The following is an 18,246-nucleotide window of genomic DNA, read 5'->3' on the forward strand; positions in this document are numbered from 1 at the left end:
GTCATAGAATAAGTCAGAGATGAAGATAGGAGCAGATGAGATGAAAAAAATTACTGTTGCGTTAATTGGAGCGGGGCTACGCGGGATTAATTATTCAGAATATGCGATTCAGCATCCAGAGGAGCTTCAAGTTGTAGCTGTTGCAGAACCGAATGTTGATAGAAGAAATAAATTCAAGGCAAGACATAAACTATCAGATGACGTGTGCTTTGCGAATTGGGATGAATTCTTTGCGTCACCGAAAGTAGCAGATGCAGTTTTCATCTGTACTCAAGATAATCAGCATTATGTACCTACAATGAAAGCACTAGAGGCAGGATATCATGTTCTTCTGGAGAAGCCAATGTCTCCTGATGCTAAAGAATGTGTACTTATGGGGGAAATGGCCTCTAAAGTAAATCGTGTATTTTCGATTTGCCACGTGTTGAGATATACAAATTTCTTCTCTACGATCAAGGAATTGTTAGAGCGTGGTGCAATCGGACAATTGATGTCTATCCAACATAATGAGAACGTAGGTTACTGGCATCAAGCCCATAGCTTCGTAAGAGGCAATTGGCGAAACAAGGAAGAGTCCAGTCCGATGATTCTAGCGAAGTCTTGTCATGATCTGGACATCCTTTCTTGGTTAACAGATTCAGAGTGTGTTCGAGTATCTTCCTTCGGCTCACTATCGCATTTCAAATCTAGTGAGGCACCGGAAGGTGCGCCACTACGTTGCACGGATGGATGCCCAGTAGCAGATACGTGTCTCTATTATGCTCCTAACCAATATTTGACGGATAATACGGATTGGCCAACTTCGGCAATTAGTGATGATCCAAGTTATGATGCTCGCTTGAAGGCACTTCAAGAAGGACCTTATGGTCGATGTGTCTATCATTGTGATAATGATGTCGTTGATCATCAAGTGGTAAATCTAGAATTCGCTAATTCCGTAACTATAGCATTTACGATGAGTGCATTCACTAAAGACGTAAGTCGCACTCTTAAGCTCATGGGTACCAAGGGAGAAATTCGAGGTGCCATGGAGAAGAATGAAATCGAAGTTATTCATTTTGGCAGTGGTAAGGTTGAGAGAATCTCGTTCGAGAATGCGGGAGGACATGTAGGCCATGGTGGCGGCGATATGGGTTTAGTCAAAGATTTTGTTAAGTTGGTTCGAGCAGATGGGAAAATTCAAGGCCTTACATCAGCTAATCATTCCGTTCAGAGTCATTTAATGGCTTTCGCAGCGGAGCAGTCAAGAATAGAGGGAAACAGTATTATTCTGAAGGACTTTGCACATAGTTTCCATACTGCTGAAGAGGTGAAATAAGTGACACATGTCCCGCAGTCATTTCAGACGATGTTATTAAGTTCGTTGACTAAGGTGTTTGCAGATGAGAGGCCAAATAATGAATCTTATAGTCGTGCAACCGCACTTTTTGGAGAGACATTTTCCTTCCAAGTGGCCTATACCTCAGACACACTCCTAAAAAACATAGACATCAATATCAAGTCAGCTCTTTCCGACCAAATATTGATCAGATCTGTTGGACTTGTTCCCTCGGAAATGCCTTGCTTCAATAATCATGATACGGATGTGTTACGTACCACACCGGGACTATATCCAGATCCATTATATAAGTTAGATCAGCAATCTGTTTCTTCAATCCCTGGTCAATGGCGCTCAATATGGGTGACGATCGAGGTGGATGAAAGTGTAACTGCGGGGATGCATCCTATACAAATTATCTTTAGATCATCTGAAGGACAGGTGTTAGGGGAATCCGAGATATTTGAGTTACATGTCATCCCTGCTGCTCTGCCACCGCAACAGTTAATTCATACAGAATGGTTTCATGTCGATTGCCTTGCAACACAGTATCATGTCGAAGTATTTAGTGAAGCTCACTGGGCACTGATTGAATGCTATGCAGACACTATGGTCAAGCACGGAATGAATATGATCTTGACACCGTTGTTCACTCCACCCTTAGACACACTCGTTGGTGGAGAACGCCCAACGGTTCAACTCGTATCCGTAACCGCCGTAGGGGATACCTATGAGTTTGGATTTGATCGACTTACGCGGTGGGTAGCGATGTGCCATCGGCTTGGCTTCAAGTACTTTGAGTTCTCTCATTTATTCACACAATGGGGCGCGAAATGCGCGCCGAAGATTATGGCAACCATTCATGGAGAAGAGCAAAAGATATTTGGTTGGGAGACGGATGCATCTTCAGCGGCTTATCGAGATTTCTTAGATCAATTCTTACCTTGTTTGGATCGATATTTGAAAGAGCATGGACTAGATCAGCAAAGCTGGTTCCATATTTCAGATGAGCCAGGTCAGGAACATTTGGAGTCGTACCGAGCTGCAAGTGAGATGCTTCATAAGCATTTGTCAGGTTATCCGATTATGGACGCCTTATCCGATTTGGAGTTATATGAGCAGGGGCTAGTGAAGAGACCAATTCCAGCGAATACACATATTGAACCATTCTTAGAGCATCAAGTGCCAGACCTTTGGACGTATTATTGCTGCGCCCAGGGTGAACAAGTATCCAACCGTTTTTTTAACATGCCGTCTGCAAGAAATCGTATCATTGGATTCCAATTGTATAAATTCGGATTACAAGGCTTTCTGCATTGGGGTTATAACTTCTGGTATTCACAATATTCATTGAATCAGCAGCTTGATCCGTATCGTACGACGGATGCAATGCATGCCTTCCCTTCAGGGGATGCGTACTTGGTCTATCCAGGTGAAGAAGGCCCGATCGAATCGATTCGATTGGAAGTTCTGTATGAAGGATTGCAGGATTTGCGTGCACTTGAGCTACTAGAGCAGAAAATTGGCAAGGAACAGACAATAGCCATTATGGAAGAAGGTCTCAGTAATCCTCTGACGTTCACTGAATATCCAAGGGGCCATGGGGCGTGGCTGTTAGCGGCAAGAGAGCGGATTAATCAAGCATTAGCTAGTCATTATGCTTAGCATACACAATAATTTACAAGGCGGAGAAAACATGGCAACCTTTAATTATTCAGGATCCTCATTTTATTACAATGATCAGCCGGTACGACTAATTTCAGGAGCCATCCATTACTTTCGGACTGTACCTGAGTATTGGCAAGATCGTCTTATAAAGTTACAGGCATGCGGCTTCAATACGGTTGAAACTTATGTAGCATGGAATTTACATGAGCCGAAAAAGGGCGAATTTCATTTTGAAGGCATGGCAGATTTAGTTCGGTTTATTGAACTGGCAGGGGATTTGGGCTTACATGTGATTGTCCGTCCCGCACCTTATATTTGTGCAGAATGGGAATTTGGTGGGTTGCCATCTTGGCTCCTGGCAGATTCGGAAATGCGTCTTCGTTGCTATCATGAGCCGTTTCTAGACCATGTCGATGCATATTATGATGTCTTACTTCCTATGTTAAAACCGTTGTTATGCACAAATGGTGGGCCAATCATTGCCATGCAGATTGAAAATGAGTATGGAAGTTATGGTAATGATAAACGTTATTTGACTCATCTGAAAGACAGCATGATATCACGTGGGGTGGATGTTCTATTATTTACGTCTGATGGACCTGAAGACGCAATGATTCAAGGGGGCATGGTACCTGGTGTATTGGAGACAGTAAACTTTGGGTCACGGTCAGTAGAAGCTTTTAACAAGCTGCGTGAATATCAACCGGATGCTCCAATCATGTGTATGGAGTACTGGAATGGTTGGTTTGATCATTGGCATGAGGAGCATCATACCCGTCCTGCGGAGAATGTTGCAGAAGTGTTGGATGAAATGCTTAGTTTAGGTGCATCCGTTAATTTCTATATGTTCCACGGTGGAACCAACTTTGGCTTCTACAACGGAGCAAACGGCCATACGTTCGATAGCTATGAACCAACGACTACAAGCTATGACTATGATTCATTATTGAATGAATCGGGTGAACCGACACCTAAATATTTTGCAGTTCGTGAAGTCATTTCGAAATATGTGGATCTCGGACCATGTGAGCTGCCGGCTCCCATCGAGAAGAAAGCCTATGGGCGGGTTGAGATGAAGGAGCAAACTGCACTAACAGCAAACTTAGAACGTATTTCAGCACCTATTTACTCGGCATATCCTGAGACGATGGAGAAATTGGGCCAGGATTATGGATTTATTCTTTATACTACGTTCATTTCAGGACCTCGTCCGAAAGATGAGTTCTTCATACAAGATTTACATGATCGTGCACAAGTCTTTCTGAATGGACAATTGGCAGCAACCTTAGATCGTACCCGGCCAGAAGTAAAACTAGAATTCGAGGTTCCGGCTGATGGGTTACATGTAAGTATACTTGTGGAGAACTTAGGTCGCGTCAACTATGGTCCTTTTATGAGAGATTGCAAAGGGATTACAGAAGGGGTACGTTATGGTCGACAGTTCTTGTCGGAATGGACGACATATACGTTGCCATTAACTGATTTATCTGGTCTGGTATTTGATGGTCTTTCCGAACAAGCAGAACCTAGCTTCTTCCGTGGAGCCTTAGTTGTGGATGATCCTGCTGATACTTTCTTGAGCATGGAAGGTTGGACCAAAGGGGTAGTGTTTATCAACGGTTATAATCTTGGACGCTATTGGAATGTTGGTCCGCAGAAAACATTGTATGTGCCGAGTCCATTATTGAAGCAAGGCGACAATGAGATTGTAATCTTTGAATTGCATGGCACTTCGGAAGTAGCTGTTACATTCGTGGATCAACCCGATATAGGATAGGATGAAGGGGAGAACAACCTGTGGAGGATTAATATTCCGCAGGTTGTTTGTGTTGTAATGATGAATTATTTAATACGTGATCGTATAATTTTATTTGTTCTAGAAGGAATAAAGCGAAATGATGACGAAAATAGTCGGAGGCCTAAATTCTAACTATAATTAGTAACAGGGGATGACTATGTGAGAAAGAGTAAAGCTATTATGATTGTATTTATCAGTATTATCATCGTACTAACTGCAGGTATAGGTTGGTTATTAAATGACAAGTACGGTTTCATTTCATATGGAGCAAAAAAGCCGACTTATCACTATACTATAGGTGATTTCACGATAGAAGATTTGGGAGTATTCGATACAAAGACCGGTAAAATGTTGTATATCGGAATGAAGAAGGATGAGGTTGATAAGATTCTAGGCGATGGTGTTGAAGAAAAGGAATTTATGAGATTAACTGTGTACGCTGATAATTTAAATATCAAATATCGCTTGGATCAGGTTGTAGCTATTTCATTATCTGAGGACTCATCTAGGTATGTTACGGCAAGAGATATGGGAGTGTTAAATTCCCGTCAGGAATTTGAATATGCGTATGGCAAACCAAGCTTTTCTGACGATAGATATACAGATTATTATCTACATAAAATTAACGATGAATCTTATTTAAAGTTGCTACCTAAGTTACCGATTGATCAAGACGAGTTGACTAAGATCTTTATAATGAGTGTGAGTTCTTCTGAAGAAGGCAATAGGATTATGATTTCGGATTTTAAATTCGCTCGAGATCATAATTGAAGAGATTCTAATTGTAAAGAGAGGCATATAATGAGCTCAAGAACTCATTACATGCCTCTTTTCCTTGCTATTTATCAGATTGATATTAACGTAAAGTCTTCAATGCTCCGCTCCAAGCAAGCACTTGGTCAAGCATGCCATTTACATTGGTAAGGTGAAGGTCAGCTGGTTTGAAAACAGTTCCGTTCTCAAAGTCAGTGAATAGTGACAATGCTGGGTGTACACGAACGTCCGCTACGGATAATTCTCCCAAGATTCCACGTAGATGTTCTGCTGCACGAGCGCCGCCAACAGAACCATAACTAACGATACCTGCTGCTTTGTTGTTCCATGCATCACGTGCATAATCTAGGGCATTTTTCAAAGATGCGGATATGCTGTGGTTATATTCTTGAACGATAAATACGAATCCATCCAAGCTAGCGAGTTTGGTATTCCAAGCTGTCGCTTGTTCTGTAGCATCAGCTTCTCCTAATAGAGGAAGTTTGAAGTCAGCGATATCTACGATTTCGTAATTGGCATCTCCCCGCTCATCAGCAACACGTTTAACCCATTCCCCTACTTGTGGACTTAACCGACCTTGACGCGTGCTTCCTAAAATAATACCGATGTTTAATTTTGACATTGTTGTTTCCTCCTTAGTAATTGTTCTACCTAATATTTTGTCTAAAAAACCCAAATCCTACACCGCCATTTCTAAAGCCAATAAAATATAACCAATTTGTTGAAATATAATCTCCCTCTAAGATGATAATAATTCCATAAATGAGGAGAAGTTATTCTCGAACTTTAATCACACTCTAGATGCCTTTAAATTAAGTATCTTTAACATGAGATAATAATAACGAATCTAATTCCCTTTGTCAAGCAACTTTATAATAGTTAGTCCTAAAAATTTACTGCAATCAAAAAGAGGCTCCCTATTAGGGAACCTCTCCATAGAAATATTTGAGATTATTGGTCCATATTATTCGTTACAACGATAAGGTGAGTATACGTTCCTCCCGTTGTATTATCTACTTCTGTTCGTCCAACCACTAATCCGGTTATAGATACATAATCATTAATTTTGATGTCTCCACTAGGTACCGTTCCAATAAAGTCAACTATGACATCGTCATCAGTAATTATAACTACCTCAGACTGTAAATATGAATCCCCAGTTGGAGGATAGTCATCGGCTATGTTTACGTATCCAGAGAATGTGAGTGCTTTACCATAATATTCCCAAGGAGCTTTATATACCTTCTCATTATCAACTTGCTTCCCTTTTGATAAAGGGGAGGACGTTAACAAGTATTCCAGGGCAACCTGTATATTTCCATTCGTCTCGGCGTCAATATTCGAGGTATTCCACACCAAATCGCCGATATCTGAAGATTTACCATCTATTATAGATGTGACAGTAGCACTTTCTGAGGGAATGATTTTTACAGAATCAATCACTTGATCAATGACATCTTGTCCTTCTTCATCATAATATTCCTTGGAAAAAGTTAGGGTGATGCTATAAACCTCTGCTTCGGTTGGAATTACGTATTGGGTCATTATTACGTCTACACCAGTACTATGTTTATATTTTCCTGTTAATATACCCGCTTTGTAGTTAGCATATTTTTTTGCTTTAAAATCTATTTGTTCATAATCTGTGATTCCAGCACCCTCACCATATTGGGTGAAATATTCGACTACTCCATCTATAATAGCTTTTGCCGAGGCGGCTTTGGAGGTATTTGGCTCAATGACAACGTTTATATTATCTGCAAATGGTGCCTTTGGATGGGGATTTGAAACTGCATATTTAATCACAGGATTGTTAAATGTAGCTACGTCTACTGATTGCCACGTTGAAGGATAGGAAAGGGAAAATTTGGCGTCATCATAGCTGGTGTAAGTCACAGCATCTTTAGATTTGTTTGTTGTTTGAACTTTAGTAGTATCTTGATCTTTTGCAATATCTTGATTACTAGTGTCTGAAGTTATGTTGATTGGAATGGAGTTATTCGTGGATGATTCCGATTCTTTTGGATCAGAATTATTACAGCCAGCTAGTACTATAGACAGTGTTAGAAGTAAAATAATCCTTTTCAAAATAAAACATCCCTTAAGGTCTCCATCGGCTGAAGTATTTGCTTATTCTTCGAAGTTTTTTAGTATATTTCTATAGGTATTGTTTATGTATAAACATATTTTAGCATAAATAAGTGTCGAATCTCGTTATTAATATTTATCTGGTCAATATTAACTAGGTAATTTATACTAATTCTAAATAGTCAACTTTGGGAGGATAGATATGTTAGCTAGTTCAATAGAAGAGTTAGAAGTATTAAGAAAACAGTGTAAGAAAATGGTTACAGGAAGAGCGGTAGCTTCAGGTGGAGTTGCAGCAGTTCCCCTGCCAGGTGTTGATGCAGCGGCAGATATAGCTATGTTACTACAACTGCTACCGGCAATAAACGAAAAGTTCGGGCTGTCTCCGCAGCAACTAGAGGGTTTAGATCCAGAGTGTTATGAAGTGTCGAAGAAGTTACTTGAAAGTAAAGTGAGTAGTTAATTATTCACATTTATAATAATCGGGGATTGTCTATACTTAGAACAACTAAGTAGAGGATAATTCTCTTTTTAATATAAATCAATAAGTGTGGCTTGAAACAGACTATTTTTATCAGACTATACTTGCTAAAATGGAAAATAGATGGAAAGGAGGGTATATGAGAGAGATGAGTTTAAAAGTAATTATTGTCGATGATGAGCGCCTTGCTTTAAAAAAAATGGAGAAACTATTAAATGAACAGGTCGAATTAGATGGTAGTCTAGATTTGATTGGAACTTTTGTAGATCCATATGCTGCACTAGAAGTAGCTAAGCGAGAAACATTGGATTTGGCTTTTTTAGATATTGAGATGTCGGAGATTGATGGATTTGAATTGGCTAATCGATTGCTGGAAATTCAGCCGCAGCTGCAAATTGTCTTTACTACTGCGTATCAAGAATATGCTGTGAAGGCATTTGAATTGAATGCGCTGGATTACTTGTTGAAGCCTGTAAATCAAAGTAGATTGGCGATAACACTGCAACGAGTTGCGGTATCGGCCACAAGAACTTCAGAAATCAATAAAGAGAAGGTTCTCCCAAAACTATGTCTTTTGCAAAATGTTCATTATTTAGATGAGTCTGGATCGGCGCAGTCTTTTCCATGGAAAACTTTAAAAGCACCTGAGTTATTCGCTTACCTTGTCTATCATCATGATAAAACGGTGAATAAACAAACGCTAATGGATTTATTATGGCCAGATTACGACATTGAAAGGTCAACTACTCAATTACATACTGCAATTTATCAAATTCGTAAAATAATTAAAGAAGTTGGATTGTTTGATCTTGAGCTTAAGTATAAGGATGGCGGATATAGTTTTGTATTAGGTGAATTAACGTTGGATGTTGAGGAGTGGGAGCGCTGTGTACGGCTGGCTTCTGTAGTGACTCCTGATACATTGGAACAACACTTGGCGATTATGGCGCTGTACAGTGGAGACTTTCTGGTAGAACATCGATATATGTGGGCGGAGTATGAGCAGGAACGAATCCGTTTGATTTGGTTGAATCATGTTAAGCAAGTAGCGGAGTATTACGCATCACTTGAACAATATACAGAGGCTATGGTATTGTACCAAAAGGTTGTGGATAGATTGCCACATATGGAAGATGGTTACTTTGGGTTAATGATTATTTATTCCAAATTAAATCATCAACTAGAAGTTAGGAAACAGTTCCAACTCATATCGAACAAGTTACTAGAGGAATTTGATGTGACTCCTAGCAAGGAGCTTATGGATTGGTATCAGGAATGGTTAAGCGGTTTGTAAGTCTGATTACTAGGGAGATTGGAATGAACATAATATGAAAATCAAGATCATATCCGTGTTGCTAATTGTTATTGGGATTTTTGTAATATGTTATCCTAAAATTTCTGAAGTATATCACGATTATCAGCAACAAAAGCTAGTTAAGGAATGGAAGAATAGTCTTGAAATTATTCATAATGGCGAGGATACCTCTGAGGTGAGTAATGAGATCGAATTTACCGATACTGCTGCGATTGCCCACGTGGAGGATGAAACAAACGCTGAAGATCCTAAACCGGATTTTAGCAGTTATGAGAACATGGAAGGCATTTTGGTAATCGATAAAATAGATTTACTTCTACCTATTCTTCACGGTGCAACGAAGGACAATATGAAGACTACGGTGGCTAGTATTCTAGATACCGGTAAAGCTGGAGAAGTTGGTAATTATGGAATAGCGGGTCACCGGAATCGTACATTCGGCAGAAACTTCAATAGACTTGATGAATTAGAAATAGGGGATACGATTGAAGTGGACAGCGGAGATGCCCAATTCGAATATACGGTGACGGAAAAGTTCAGAGTTAAGCCTGAAGAAGTGTGGGTATTGGAAGCGAATAACAAAGATAAAGAGATTACCTTGGTCACCTGTGACCCTATGGTAAATCCAACTCATCGACTCATTATTAAAGGGAAAATAGTAGATTAAACGATTTCCATAAAAGCCCGTTACGCTGACTGATCATTCTTACGAGCGCTGCCTCTTCTTCAGAACGATTCCGTCCACTTCACTGGGTTTGTGTATTGGGCAAACAACCACTAAAGCCGATAGATCTCTTGAAAAGAGGTCATCGGCTTTTTCTATTACCACATATTCAGAATAAATTCAGTGAGATAATTTATATTTATTTGATAAGTATCGACTTGGATTGACAGTGGTTGATTCGAGAGATGGAAGCTTTTTGTCGATTCAACTGGAAGATTGTGAAATTTAGAGTTATCGGTTTGTGCTTTGATTAAAAATGTGAGGTGAGGTTTCTAACATGAGTAAGTTTAAAAAAACGGTGTTCTTATTTTTAGTATTTATATTAATGCTAAATATTGTGGTACCTTCTTCTTTAACCCGCGCCGAGGGTGAGTCAGAGGATCCTGCGGTAACGACTCAGCAGAGTGTGACGGATGATGTGTATGGCAAAGACAAAATGAGTTTGCTGAGCGCTACTGGCACTGAGATAACAGATAAGTTTTCGATCACAAAAGTAGAATTGTATGATAAAAAGCCTCTTGTTGATGCAGATGGGGACATTATCCCAGGTGGGAATAAATTAGATGATGCGGGATATCGGGCCAACGCTAATAAAGAAGTGGCTATAATCCTTGATTGGGAGTTAGCCTATGATCATTCTTATGATCTTGGTTCGTTCTATACCTTTTCTCTACCAAAAGAGTTCAAAGTACCAACTAAATTATCAGGCACACTAACAGGTGGCGTTGGAAATTATGTGGTAGATACAGATAAAACAGTAACTTTGACATTTAATGAAAAAATTGAGAATGGTCAAGGTTTTGATGGTCAGTTCTTCGTATGGATATCGTTTGATCAAAGCGAATTTGCAGAGGGACTGGAGCAAAAAATTGATTTCAATTCTGTAGGTCAGGGAGAGATCAAAGTCAATTTTGAGAATAATGCTACAGATGGGCTCGTGAAAACTGGGGAGGCCAATAAAAACAAGTTTAACTCAGATGAAATTAAATGGACCGTTGATTTTAACCAAGGTGAAAAAACGATTATAAATGCAGTGCTTACGGATTCTCCCGACGCTGGCTTGACAGTTAAAGGAGATATTGAGATTCGTCAGTTAATCATTCAAGTAGATGGAACATTAAAAGAGGGTCCTTTAAGTCGAACAGAAACTACGTTTCCTATAAGCTTTGGGGATATTGATAAAGCATATCGCGTAACCTACACAACGAGTGTTAATGCTCCGATTGCTGAGCCTTTTAAGGATCGGCCAATTAATAACAAGGTTACACTTACCGGGGATAGTGGTTACAAGGAAGAAAAGACAGGGACTGTAAAAATTAGTTTCAATGAACCGCTGAATAAGAAAGCTATTGGATCTCAAATAGTTGGCTCTAAACAAAGGGTCACTTGGAAAATCGAATATAACTTTAATCAGCAGACGATCGCTAAGTCTGACGCTTGGATCGAGGATACACTTGATGCATCTAATAAGACAAAGCATAAGCTAGTTGATCGTAAAGTGAATGTGTATGAAATGCTGATCGACAGTAGTGGTAAGGCTACACGTGCTACTAATATCCCTATTAATGAGAGTGAATATGCTTTAACAGGGCTAGGTACTGATTTCGATGGTGGTTTTAAATTGGAATTCGACCATGGAGTAACCAAAGCCTATGAAATAGAGTATACAACTGAAGCACAAGATCGCATTTACGAAGATCAAGATGTGTCCAATCATGTAAAGATCAGTAGCATGACTAAACCTGCTTCACAACCGCTCAAAGAAGTTATCTTTGCGAAGAGTGTAAAGAATGAGGACTTCAGTGGAAAGAAAATTGAATGGCAACTTGTTCTCAACAAAGATAAGGTGGAAATGACTGATATCGTAATCAGTGATGAATACAAAGATAGATATATGAATTTGGATCCTACAAGTATAAAGGTTGATGGAGTAAAATTAGAGGATTCTAAATTTGAGTTGGTAGGATCAGCTGATTATAGTGAAGGATTCGTAATTAAACTAAAAGCTGGAGAGAAAATTAATGATGAAGTTACAATTACTTATGTAACCACATTTGATCCTAAGGCTGGTAAGCCAAAAGATAATCTTTATAAGAATGTAGCAACATTAAACTGGAACGATTTTAATGGTCCACATGTACTTAAGAAAGAAGCCTTTGTACAACCAGAAGACAAAACGAACAACAATGGTACCAAAATAGGTGTATATAGCGCTAAGGATAAAGAAATTACTTGGACGATTATTGTAAACTACAATCTATTTGATATTGAAGATGCGATAATCAAAGATTCATTAGAAGGAAACCAAGCTTACGTAAACGGTTCTTTAGAAGTGAATAAGCTCAAGCTTGACCTCGATAATAATAACGTAACTCTTGGTGATTTAATTGAGGCTGATGATTATGAATTGAAAGTGAATAATGATAGTAAAAGCTTTGAATTGAAACTTGGTAAGATTGGTCCGACTGCATATCAAATCAAATATAGAACAAGCCTTGAGGGGAATTTTCCGATTGAAGATACGTATTCCAATCATGCGACGATGCAAGATGGAATAAAGCCGTTTCTATTTGAACAAAAAGCTACTGTAACACCTAAGCACGGCGGGGAACTACTTTACAAAACAGGTACTCAAGACGGTCAGTCTGACACCGCTTCATGGACAGTTACGATTAACCCAAGCCAGTCCTTTGTGGCAGCAGGTTCTGTTGTAACTGATACATTAGGGGCAGGACATTTATTATTGGCTGACTCATTAATGCTGTATGAAGCAGATTTACCTAGTAATAATTCTGGCGATATTCAACGTAGCAATACGTTGGTAGATGAAAGTGAATATGAATTAGTGGTAGAAGGAAATAAATTCACGCTAACCTTTAAAAAGGATTTAAAAACCGCTTATATCTTGGAATATAAATCTTTTATTACTGCTGAATCGGGCGACAGAATCGAAAATGAAGTTCAGTTCGCTGGTAAATCTGTTTCTGTTCAAGGCGATGGTGGTCAGGATGGCATAAAAGTCTCTTTGGCTGGAGCTGGAGGAGGAGCATCTACTGGTCTTGGTCAATTGAAAATTTCCAAAGTAGATGATGAAGACCGTCCACTACAAGGGGTTATATTTGAATTATACAACGCTGCCGGAACTATACTCTTGGAAACACTGACTACGGATGTAAAAGGGGAAGCTACAACCGTTCGAAGCTATAAATATAATGATAAAACGAATGGTTTTCCTTATAAGCTCAAAGAAAAGTCAGCACCAAGTGGTTATGTAATTGATCCTGCGTATGGCACGGGGAAAGGGAAAGATATTTTATTCAAAGATCCTGCTGTACCATTAAAGATTACGAATAAAATTATTCGCCAAGGCTTTGAATTTACGAAGGTTGACGCTGTAGATTCAAATAAAAAGTTAGCCGGAGCAACCTTTGTATTAACCAGGGATGGTCAGCCAAACCTGCCGATTGGCGTATTAATTTCGGACGAGAATGGAAGAATTGCACAAGGTGATTTGGCACCGGGTGATTACAATTTAGTTGAGATTACAGCTCCTGAATTTTATGTAGTAGATCCGACCCCTATCCAAATAAAAATTGTTGCTAATCAAACTACAATCGTGCAAAGAGACATATCTAATGTATGGGGAACGGATGGCAAGCTGATTGTAACCAAGGTCAATGCGAAGGATCAATCTGTCATAGAAGGGATAGAATTTGAACTTCATGATAGTTCGAATACAGTCGTTGACAAAGGTACAACGGATGTAAATGGTGTAATCGAGTTTAAGAATCTACGATACGGAAATTATTCATTGGTAGAGACAAAAGCGGATGGTTTCGTAATTGAACAAGCAATTACTTTAGTTCCAATTAAGCAGTCAACGACACTCAAGACGATCGAAAACAAGGAAAATGATCGTTCTGTTAAATTAACAAAATGGAACTCTAATAAGAGCCAAAGGGTCCAGGGAGCTGTCTTTGAATTAAGAGAACAGTCCATCATTTTTGATCAAAATGGTAACTACTTATTTGATGTTGTTGCAGGAATCGATGAGTCCCAGTTAACAACAGATCAAAATGGAGAACTATTCTTAGGGAATTTAGCACCCAATAAATATCAATTGATCGAAATTAAGGCGCCTGCAGGTTACTTATTAGACCCAACACCCGTAGCATTTGTGATTACGGATAAGCAAACTGAGTCTATATTAGTTGAAAAAACAAACAACAGAATCCCAACCACAGGTGGAGGAGGAGGTGGCGGAGGCGGCGGAATTACGCCGACACCGAGCCCAACTCCTACACCGACACCAGGGCCGACTCCAATACCAACACCGGATCCAACGGAGCCAGTTGACCCAAATCCGGGCACACCAGTGAGTCCTGAGCCAGAAAAACCTGCGAAACCTAAAGAGAAGGTGACCACACCGAAGCAAACTCCTGTAAAGGGTAAAATTGGAGTTCCGAAGGACAAGACACCAAAGGTTAGCGAGAAACCTAAGCATGGTAAGGTTACTGTAGATCCGGAAGGAAAATGGGTATATACGCCGGATAAAGATTATGTTGGTGAAGATTCATTTAAGATCAAAGTTACAGATAAAGACGGAAATGAAGAGGTGTATGCGGTAGAGGTTGATGTATTGCCTAAAGATGGGACAACGGGTGATACTGCTTCGTCAACTGGTACAGGAAAGACGCTTCCGAAAACAGGAGAATCTAGTCAGTTACCACTTCAGTTGGCTGGTTTAAGCCTTGTTATTCTGGGTACAGCATTATTGATCTTAAGAAAGAAACGATTGCTGCATAAATAAGGAGAGAAATTTCCGCGCGAATATGGACTACTCCCAATGTCACGAGAATGACTAGGGGGTAGTCCATATTTTTAATCTAATTTTCAGGTCAGGGTAAGGTGCTTTTAAGGAACGGGCTATATAGTAAGAGTAACCCCTCTTCTTATTAATATATATGAAGACCCCATCCCTCGTAGGGATGGGGTCTTCGGGCGTTTTGAAGTCTTGTTTCAAACAGTTATTCTAACGATTTCTTTAAATCTTCTATCGAATCGAGATCTACATAGCTAGGTACAACTAGTCCGGTTCTGACACCTGTCATGTTAGGACCAAGATCCTCAAGTTTATCACTATATTTCTCCCAATAATCACCGTGGGTCAGGGGTAACCAAGCAGCAGCTGTGGCATCTACATCGCCACTAGCGACACCGGTCCACATCGGCCCAGCTTCTACTTGAAGTGTGTTTACTTTGTAACCCAGCTTTTGTTCAAGGATATATTGGAGTAGATGGGTGCTGGCTATCTCGGAATCCCAAGCTACGTAACTTAGCGTCAGTTTGTCACCGTTCACAGGTGCAATGCCCTTTGTCCATTCATCCACGCGGTCTTTATGAGCATTTGCCCACTCGGCAGCGGCTTTGTCTGGGGCTTGTCCTTCCTGCATAGCAGTCATAATCTCGCCCATTTCATCGGATGACCACTGGAATCGGTCGAGGAATTCATAGGCAGACGGGTGATCTTCAGCTAGTCCAAGGCGTACGACGGTGTGTATTTCCTCCGCGTCACCATACGATTTAAGTGGATCTTCTAAATATTTGAGATCATATTTGTTGAACATCCAGTGTGGAGTCCAACCTGTGATGATAATCGGTTGTTCTTCACGTATCGCTTTATCCATTGCTGCGGTCATGGCTGCACTAGAACCTTCAATTAAAGTCCATCCCTCAAGATCATAATCTTGGATGGCTTGTGCAGTTGATTTCATGATGCCGGAACCTGGATCGATTCCGATAATTTTGTAATCAAAGAGACTACCAACAGAATTCTCCGGTGAAGTTTTAGATGAAGTTTCTCCGCCCTGCTGTAGTATTGCCTGAAGTATTCCACCGCAAACAATTACGATAATTAGTGCTGCGGGGATAATCCATCTACGGCGAGATGCTTTTTCTCCGGGAGCAATGACTTTCTTGCGCCTTGGCTTCAGCAGGCTTTGTGTAAAGCGATCAAGGACAATCGCCAATACGACGACGGCGAGACCTGCTTCAAAACCTTGGCCGATCTTCAATTGAGTTACAGCGCGATATACCTCAGCTCCAATACCCTGTGCACCAATCATCGAAGCGATAACAACCATCGACAGGGACAACATGATAGTCTGGTTTATTCCAGCCATCATTGTAGGCATGGCAAGGGGAAGTTCCACTTTGAACAACTTTTGCCATGATGTTGAGCCGAAAGCATCCGCCGCTTCATTGAGCTCCTCGGATACTTGCTTGATTCCTAGATAGGTCAAACGAATAGTTGGTGGAATCGCAAAGATCACGGAAGCAATTACGCCTGGTACCACGCCAAGACTGAAGAACGTCACGGCAGGAAGCAAATAGACGAAGGCCGGCATGGTTTGCATGAAATCTAGTGCCGGTGAGATGATGCGATGGGCTGTCTTGCTATAAGCACTCCAGATCCCGATCGGAATCCCGAGTAGGATAGAGATAAGTCCTGAAGTGATAACAAGACCTAGAGTATCCATCGTATGGGTCCAATATCCGAAGTTATCAATAATCAGAAAGCCAATGACAGTGAAGAACATCAATGGCAGACGTCCGATTGCAAATGCTAATATGCCGATGATGGCAATAAAAAGCAACGGATGTGGGAGGAGAAATATCCAAGAGATGAAGGTGACAATGTTTTCAATAACTGTTGATATAGCATCAAAGAAGCCACCTAGATAATTCTCCATCCAAGCTACGATCCAATCGATCCAATCAGCTAACGGAATTTTTGGTGTCATTTCCAATCACCTCCATCTGTTGGGTGATTTCCAGCAAGAGCACCTAGTAGAGCACCGCGGATAATGACGCCCATCAATTTACCTTGCTCATCTACAACTGAAACTGGAACTTTGGCTGAACTCGTCAGTTCAAACAAGTCACCGAGTAATGTATCCGGTTGAACTCTTGGTACATCTGTAATCAGAATGTCGGATAGTGACTTACCTGTCTTAGCCGCAATTGAAGCATCTTCGGCAGTAATAACACCAAGCAGTATTTTGGAACGGTTTATGACAAACAGATTAGATATCCCAAGTTCACGCATCAGCTCTAGAGCAACACGGGGACCTCTGTCTAGTGTAGTCGTCTCTGGACGCCGCATAACATGGGCAGCTGTGAGTACTTTAGAAAGATCGACATCTTCAATGAAACGTTCCACATAGCGATTGGCTGGTTGCGTCAACATTTCCTCTGGTGTGCCGATTTGCACCAAAGAGCCGTCCTTCATTAAGGCGATCCGATCACCAATTCGCAGTGCTTCATCAAGATCATGGGTAATGAAGATAATCGTCTTCTTCATCTTTTCTTGCAATTCAAGTAATTCATCTTGCATATCGCGCCGAATTAATGGATCGAGTGCGCTAAATGCCTCATCCATGAGTAGGATCTCAGGATCGTTAGCCAAAGCACGTGCAAGACCTACCCGTTGCTGCATGCCCCCACTTAATTCATCCGGCAGTTTATCTCCCCAACCTTTAAGTCCGACCAGTTCCAGTGCCTCTAGAGCCTTTTCTCTGCGTGTTTCTTTATCCATCTTCTGAATTTCCAGGCCGTATTCTACGTTCTGTAGTACAGTACGATGGGGGAAAAGTCCGAATTTCTGGAATACCATACTGATGCTTTTCTGCCGCACTTCCCTTAATTGTGCTTTGTTCATCTTAAGTAGATCTTTTCCATGGATCAGTACTTGACCCGAAGTGGGATCAATCAGTCGATTGAGCATCCGAACTAAAGTAGACTTCCCGCTACCGGACAGCCCCATAATGACAAATATTTCACCTTGGCGTATATCGAGACTAACTTTGTTCACGCCTACGGTAATCCCTTTACTAGCAAGACTTTCTTTAGTATGACCTTGTTCCAAAAGTTGCAGACCCATTTCTTGATTGGGACCAAACACTTTGGTGACGTTTCGGACTTCTAATATAGAATCCTTCAAACCATCAACCCCTTTAATTCAATTTTAGCCCAAATACTTGGAAGTCTATTCGTGGTCTCTAGTGTAACAAAAGACATT

General features: G+C 40.5%; 12 protein-coding genes. 8 read left to right on the forward strand and 4 right to left on the reverse strand.

The annotated features are described in order from the left end of the window. Positions 1-40 precede the first annotated feature (40 nt). The 4 genes from NST85_RS07260 to NST85_RS07275 all read left to right on the forward strand — a co-directional run bounded on the left by NST85_RS07260 (position 41) and on the right by NST85_RS07275 (position 5,555). Positions 41-1,318 carry a Gfo/Idh/MocA family protein gene (locus tag NST85_RS07260; protein WP_127192006.1) on the forward strand — a complete coding sequence of 426 codons (1,278 nt, stop codon included), beginning with the start codon at positions 41-43 and terminating at the stop codon, positions 1,316-1,318. A 30-nt stretch (positions 1,319-1,348) separates the two neighbouring features. Next, entirely contained in the window at positions 1,349-2,983 is a 1,635-nt protein-coding gene (locus NST85_RS07265) for a DUF4091 domain-containing protein (protein WP_341191088.1), read from the forward strand. A gap of 31 nt (positions 2,984-3,014) precedes the next feature. Beyond that, positions 3,015-4,763, forward strand: coding sequence for a glycoside hydrolase family 35 protein (locus NST85_RS07270; RefSeq protein ID WP_341188965.1), 1,749 nt, complete (start codon positions 3,015-3,017; stop codon positions 4,761-4,763). 180 nt (positions 4,764-4,943) lie between these two features. Beyond that, the gene (locus tag NST85_RS07275) at positions 4,944-5,555 is read left to right on the forward strand and encodes a hypothetical protein (protein ID WP_341188966.1); all 612 of its coding nucleotides are present in this window, start codon (positions 4,944-4,946) and stop codon (positions 5,553-5,555) included. Positions 5,556-5,640: 85 nt separating this feature from the next. Here the strand turns inward: NST85_RS07275 and NST85_RS07280 are convergent, their stop codons facing one another. Both NST85_RS07280 and NST85_RS07285 read right to left on the reverse strand, forming a co-directional pair. Further along, complete coding sequence (locus NST85_RS07280) at positions 5,641-6,180, reverse strand: NADPH-dependent FMN reductase (RefSeq protein ID WP_127192002.1); 540 nt, start codon at positions 6,178-6,180, stop codon at positions 5,641-5,643. A gap of 329 nt (positions 6,181-6,509) precedes the next feature. Next, a complete protein-coding gene (locus tag NST85_RS07285; RefSeq protein ID WP_341188967.1) occupies positions 6,510-7,646 on the reverse strand; it encodes a membrane lipoprotein lipid attachment site-containing protein in 1,137 nt (378 codons plus the stop codon). A 202-nt stretch (positions 7,647-7,848) separates the two neighbouring features. On the opposite strand from NST85_RS07285, the gene NST85_RS07290 reads away from it, so the two are divergent. The 4 genes from NST85_RS07290 (at position 7,849) to NST85_RS07305 (ending at position 14,976) form a co-directional block, all read left to right on the forward strand. Next, the gene (locus NST85_RS07290) at positions 7,849-8,109 is read left to right on the forward strand and encodes a hypothetical protein (protein ID WP_127192000.1); all 261 of its coding nucleotides are present in this window, start codon (positions 7,849-7,851) and stop codon (positions 8,107-8,109) included. A gap of 166 nt (positions 8,110-8,275) precedes the next feature. Continuing rightward, positions 8,276-9,421, forward strand: a complete 1,146-nt coding sequence (locus tag NST85_RS07295; protein ID WP_341188968.1) for a response regulator — start codon at positions 8,276-8,278, stop codon at positions 9,419-9,421. Between the two features lie 34 nt (positions 9,422-9,455). After that, positions 9,456-10,109 (forward strand): class D sortase, encoded by a 654-nt coding sequence (locus NST85_RS07300; protein ID WP_127191999.1) that lies wholly within the window; start codon positions 9,456-9,458, stop codon positions 10,107-10,109. 334 nt (positions 10,110-10,443) lie between these two features. Continuing rightward, the gene (locus NST85_RS07305) at positions 10,444-14,976 is read left to right on the forward strand and encodes a SpaA isopeptide-forming pilin-related protein (RefSeq protein ID WP_127191998.1); all 4,533 of its coding nucleotides are present in this window, start codon (positions 10,444-10,446) and stop codon (positions 14,974-14,976) included. Positions 14,977-15,193: 217 nt separating this feature from the next. On the opposite strand, the gene NST85_RS07310 is transcribed toward NST85_RS07305, so the two are convergent. Further along, entirely contained in the window at positions 15,194-16,969 is a 1,776-nt protein-coding gene (locus tag NST85_RS07310; RefSeq protein WP_127191997.1) for a glycine betaine ABC transporter substrate-binding protein, read from the reverse strand. Then, positions 16,966-18,108, reverse strand: coding sequence for a quaternary amine ABC transporter ATP-binding protein (locus tag NST85_RS07315; protein WP_127192140.1), 1,143 nt, complete (start codon positions 18,106-18,108; stop codon positions 16,966-16,968). Before NST85_RS07315 ends, NST85_RS07310 begins: the two co-directional genes overlap by 4 nt. Between the last annotated feature and the right edge of the window lie 138 nt (positions 18,109-18,246).

This window comes from Paenibacillus sp. FSL K6-2524, assembly GCF_038005525.1.
In the GTDB taxonomy this organism is placed as follows: Bacteria; Bacillota; Bacilli; order Paenibacillales; family Paenibacillaceae; genus Fontibacillus; species Fontibacillus anaericanus.

Bases quoted from the DNA above. Each gene is read 5' to 3' on its own strand.
- NST85_RS07260 (WP_127192006.1), top strand. From the start codon at position 41: ATGAAAAAAATTACTGTTGCGTTAATTGGAGCGGGGCTACGCGGGATT.
- NST85_RS07265 (WP_341191088.1), top strand. From the start codon at position 1,349: ATGTTATTAAGTTCGTTGACTAAGGTGTTTGCAGATGAGAGGCCAAAT.
- NST85_RS07270 (WP_341188965.1), top strand. From the start codon at position 3,015: ATGGCAACCTTTAATTATTCAGGATCCTCATTTTATTACAATGATCAG.
- NST85_RS07280 (WP_127192002.1), bottom strand. From the start codon at position 6,180: ATGTCAAAATTAAACATCGGTATTATTTTAGGAAGCACGCGTCAAGGT.
- NST85_RS07290 (WP_127192000.1), top strand. From the start codon at position 7,849: ATGTTAGCTAGTTCAATAGAAGAGTTAGAAGTATTAAGAAAACAGTGT.
- NST85_RS07295 (WP_341188968.1), top strand. From the start codon at position 8,276: ATGAGTTTAAAAGTAATTATTGTCGATGATGAGCGCCTTGCTTTAAAA.
- NST85_RS07300 (WP_127191999.1), top strand. From the start codon at position 9,456: ATGAAAATCAAGATCATATCCGTGTTGCTAATTGTTATTGGGATTTTT.
- NST85_RS07305 (WP_127191998.1), top strand. From the start codon at position 10,444: ATGAGTAAGTTTAAAAAAACGGTGTTCTTATTTTTAGTATTTATATTA.
- NST85_RS07310 (WP_127191997.1), bottom strand. From the start codon at position 16,969: ATGACACCAAAAATTCCGTTAGCTGATTGGATCGATTGGATCGTAGCT.
- NST85_RS07315 (WP_127192140.1), bottom strand. From the start codon at position 18,108: ATGGGTCTGCAACTTTTGGAACAAGGTCATACTAAAGAAAGTCTTGCT.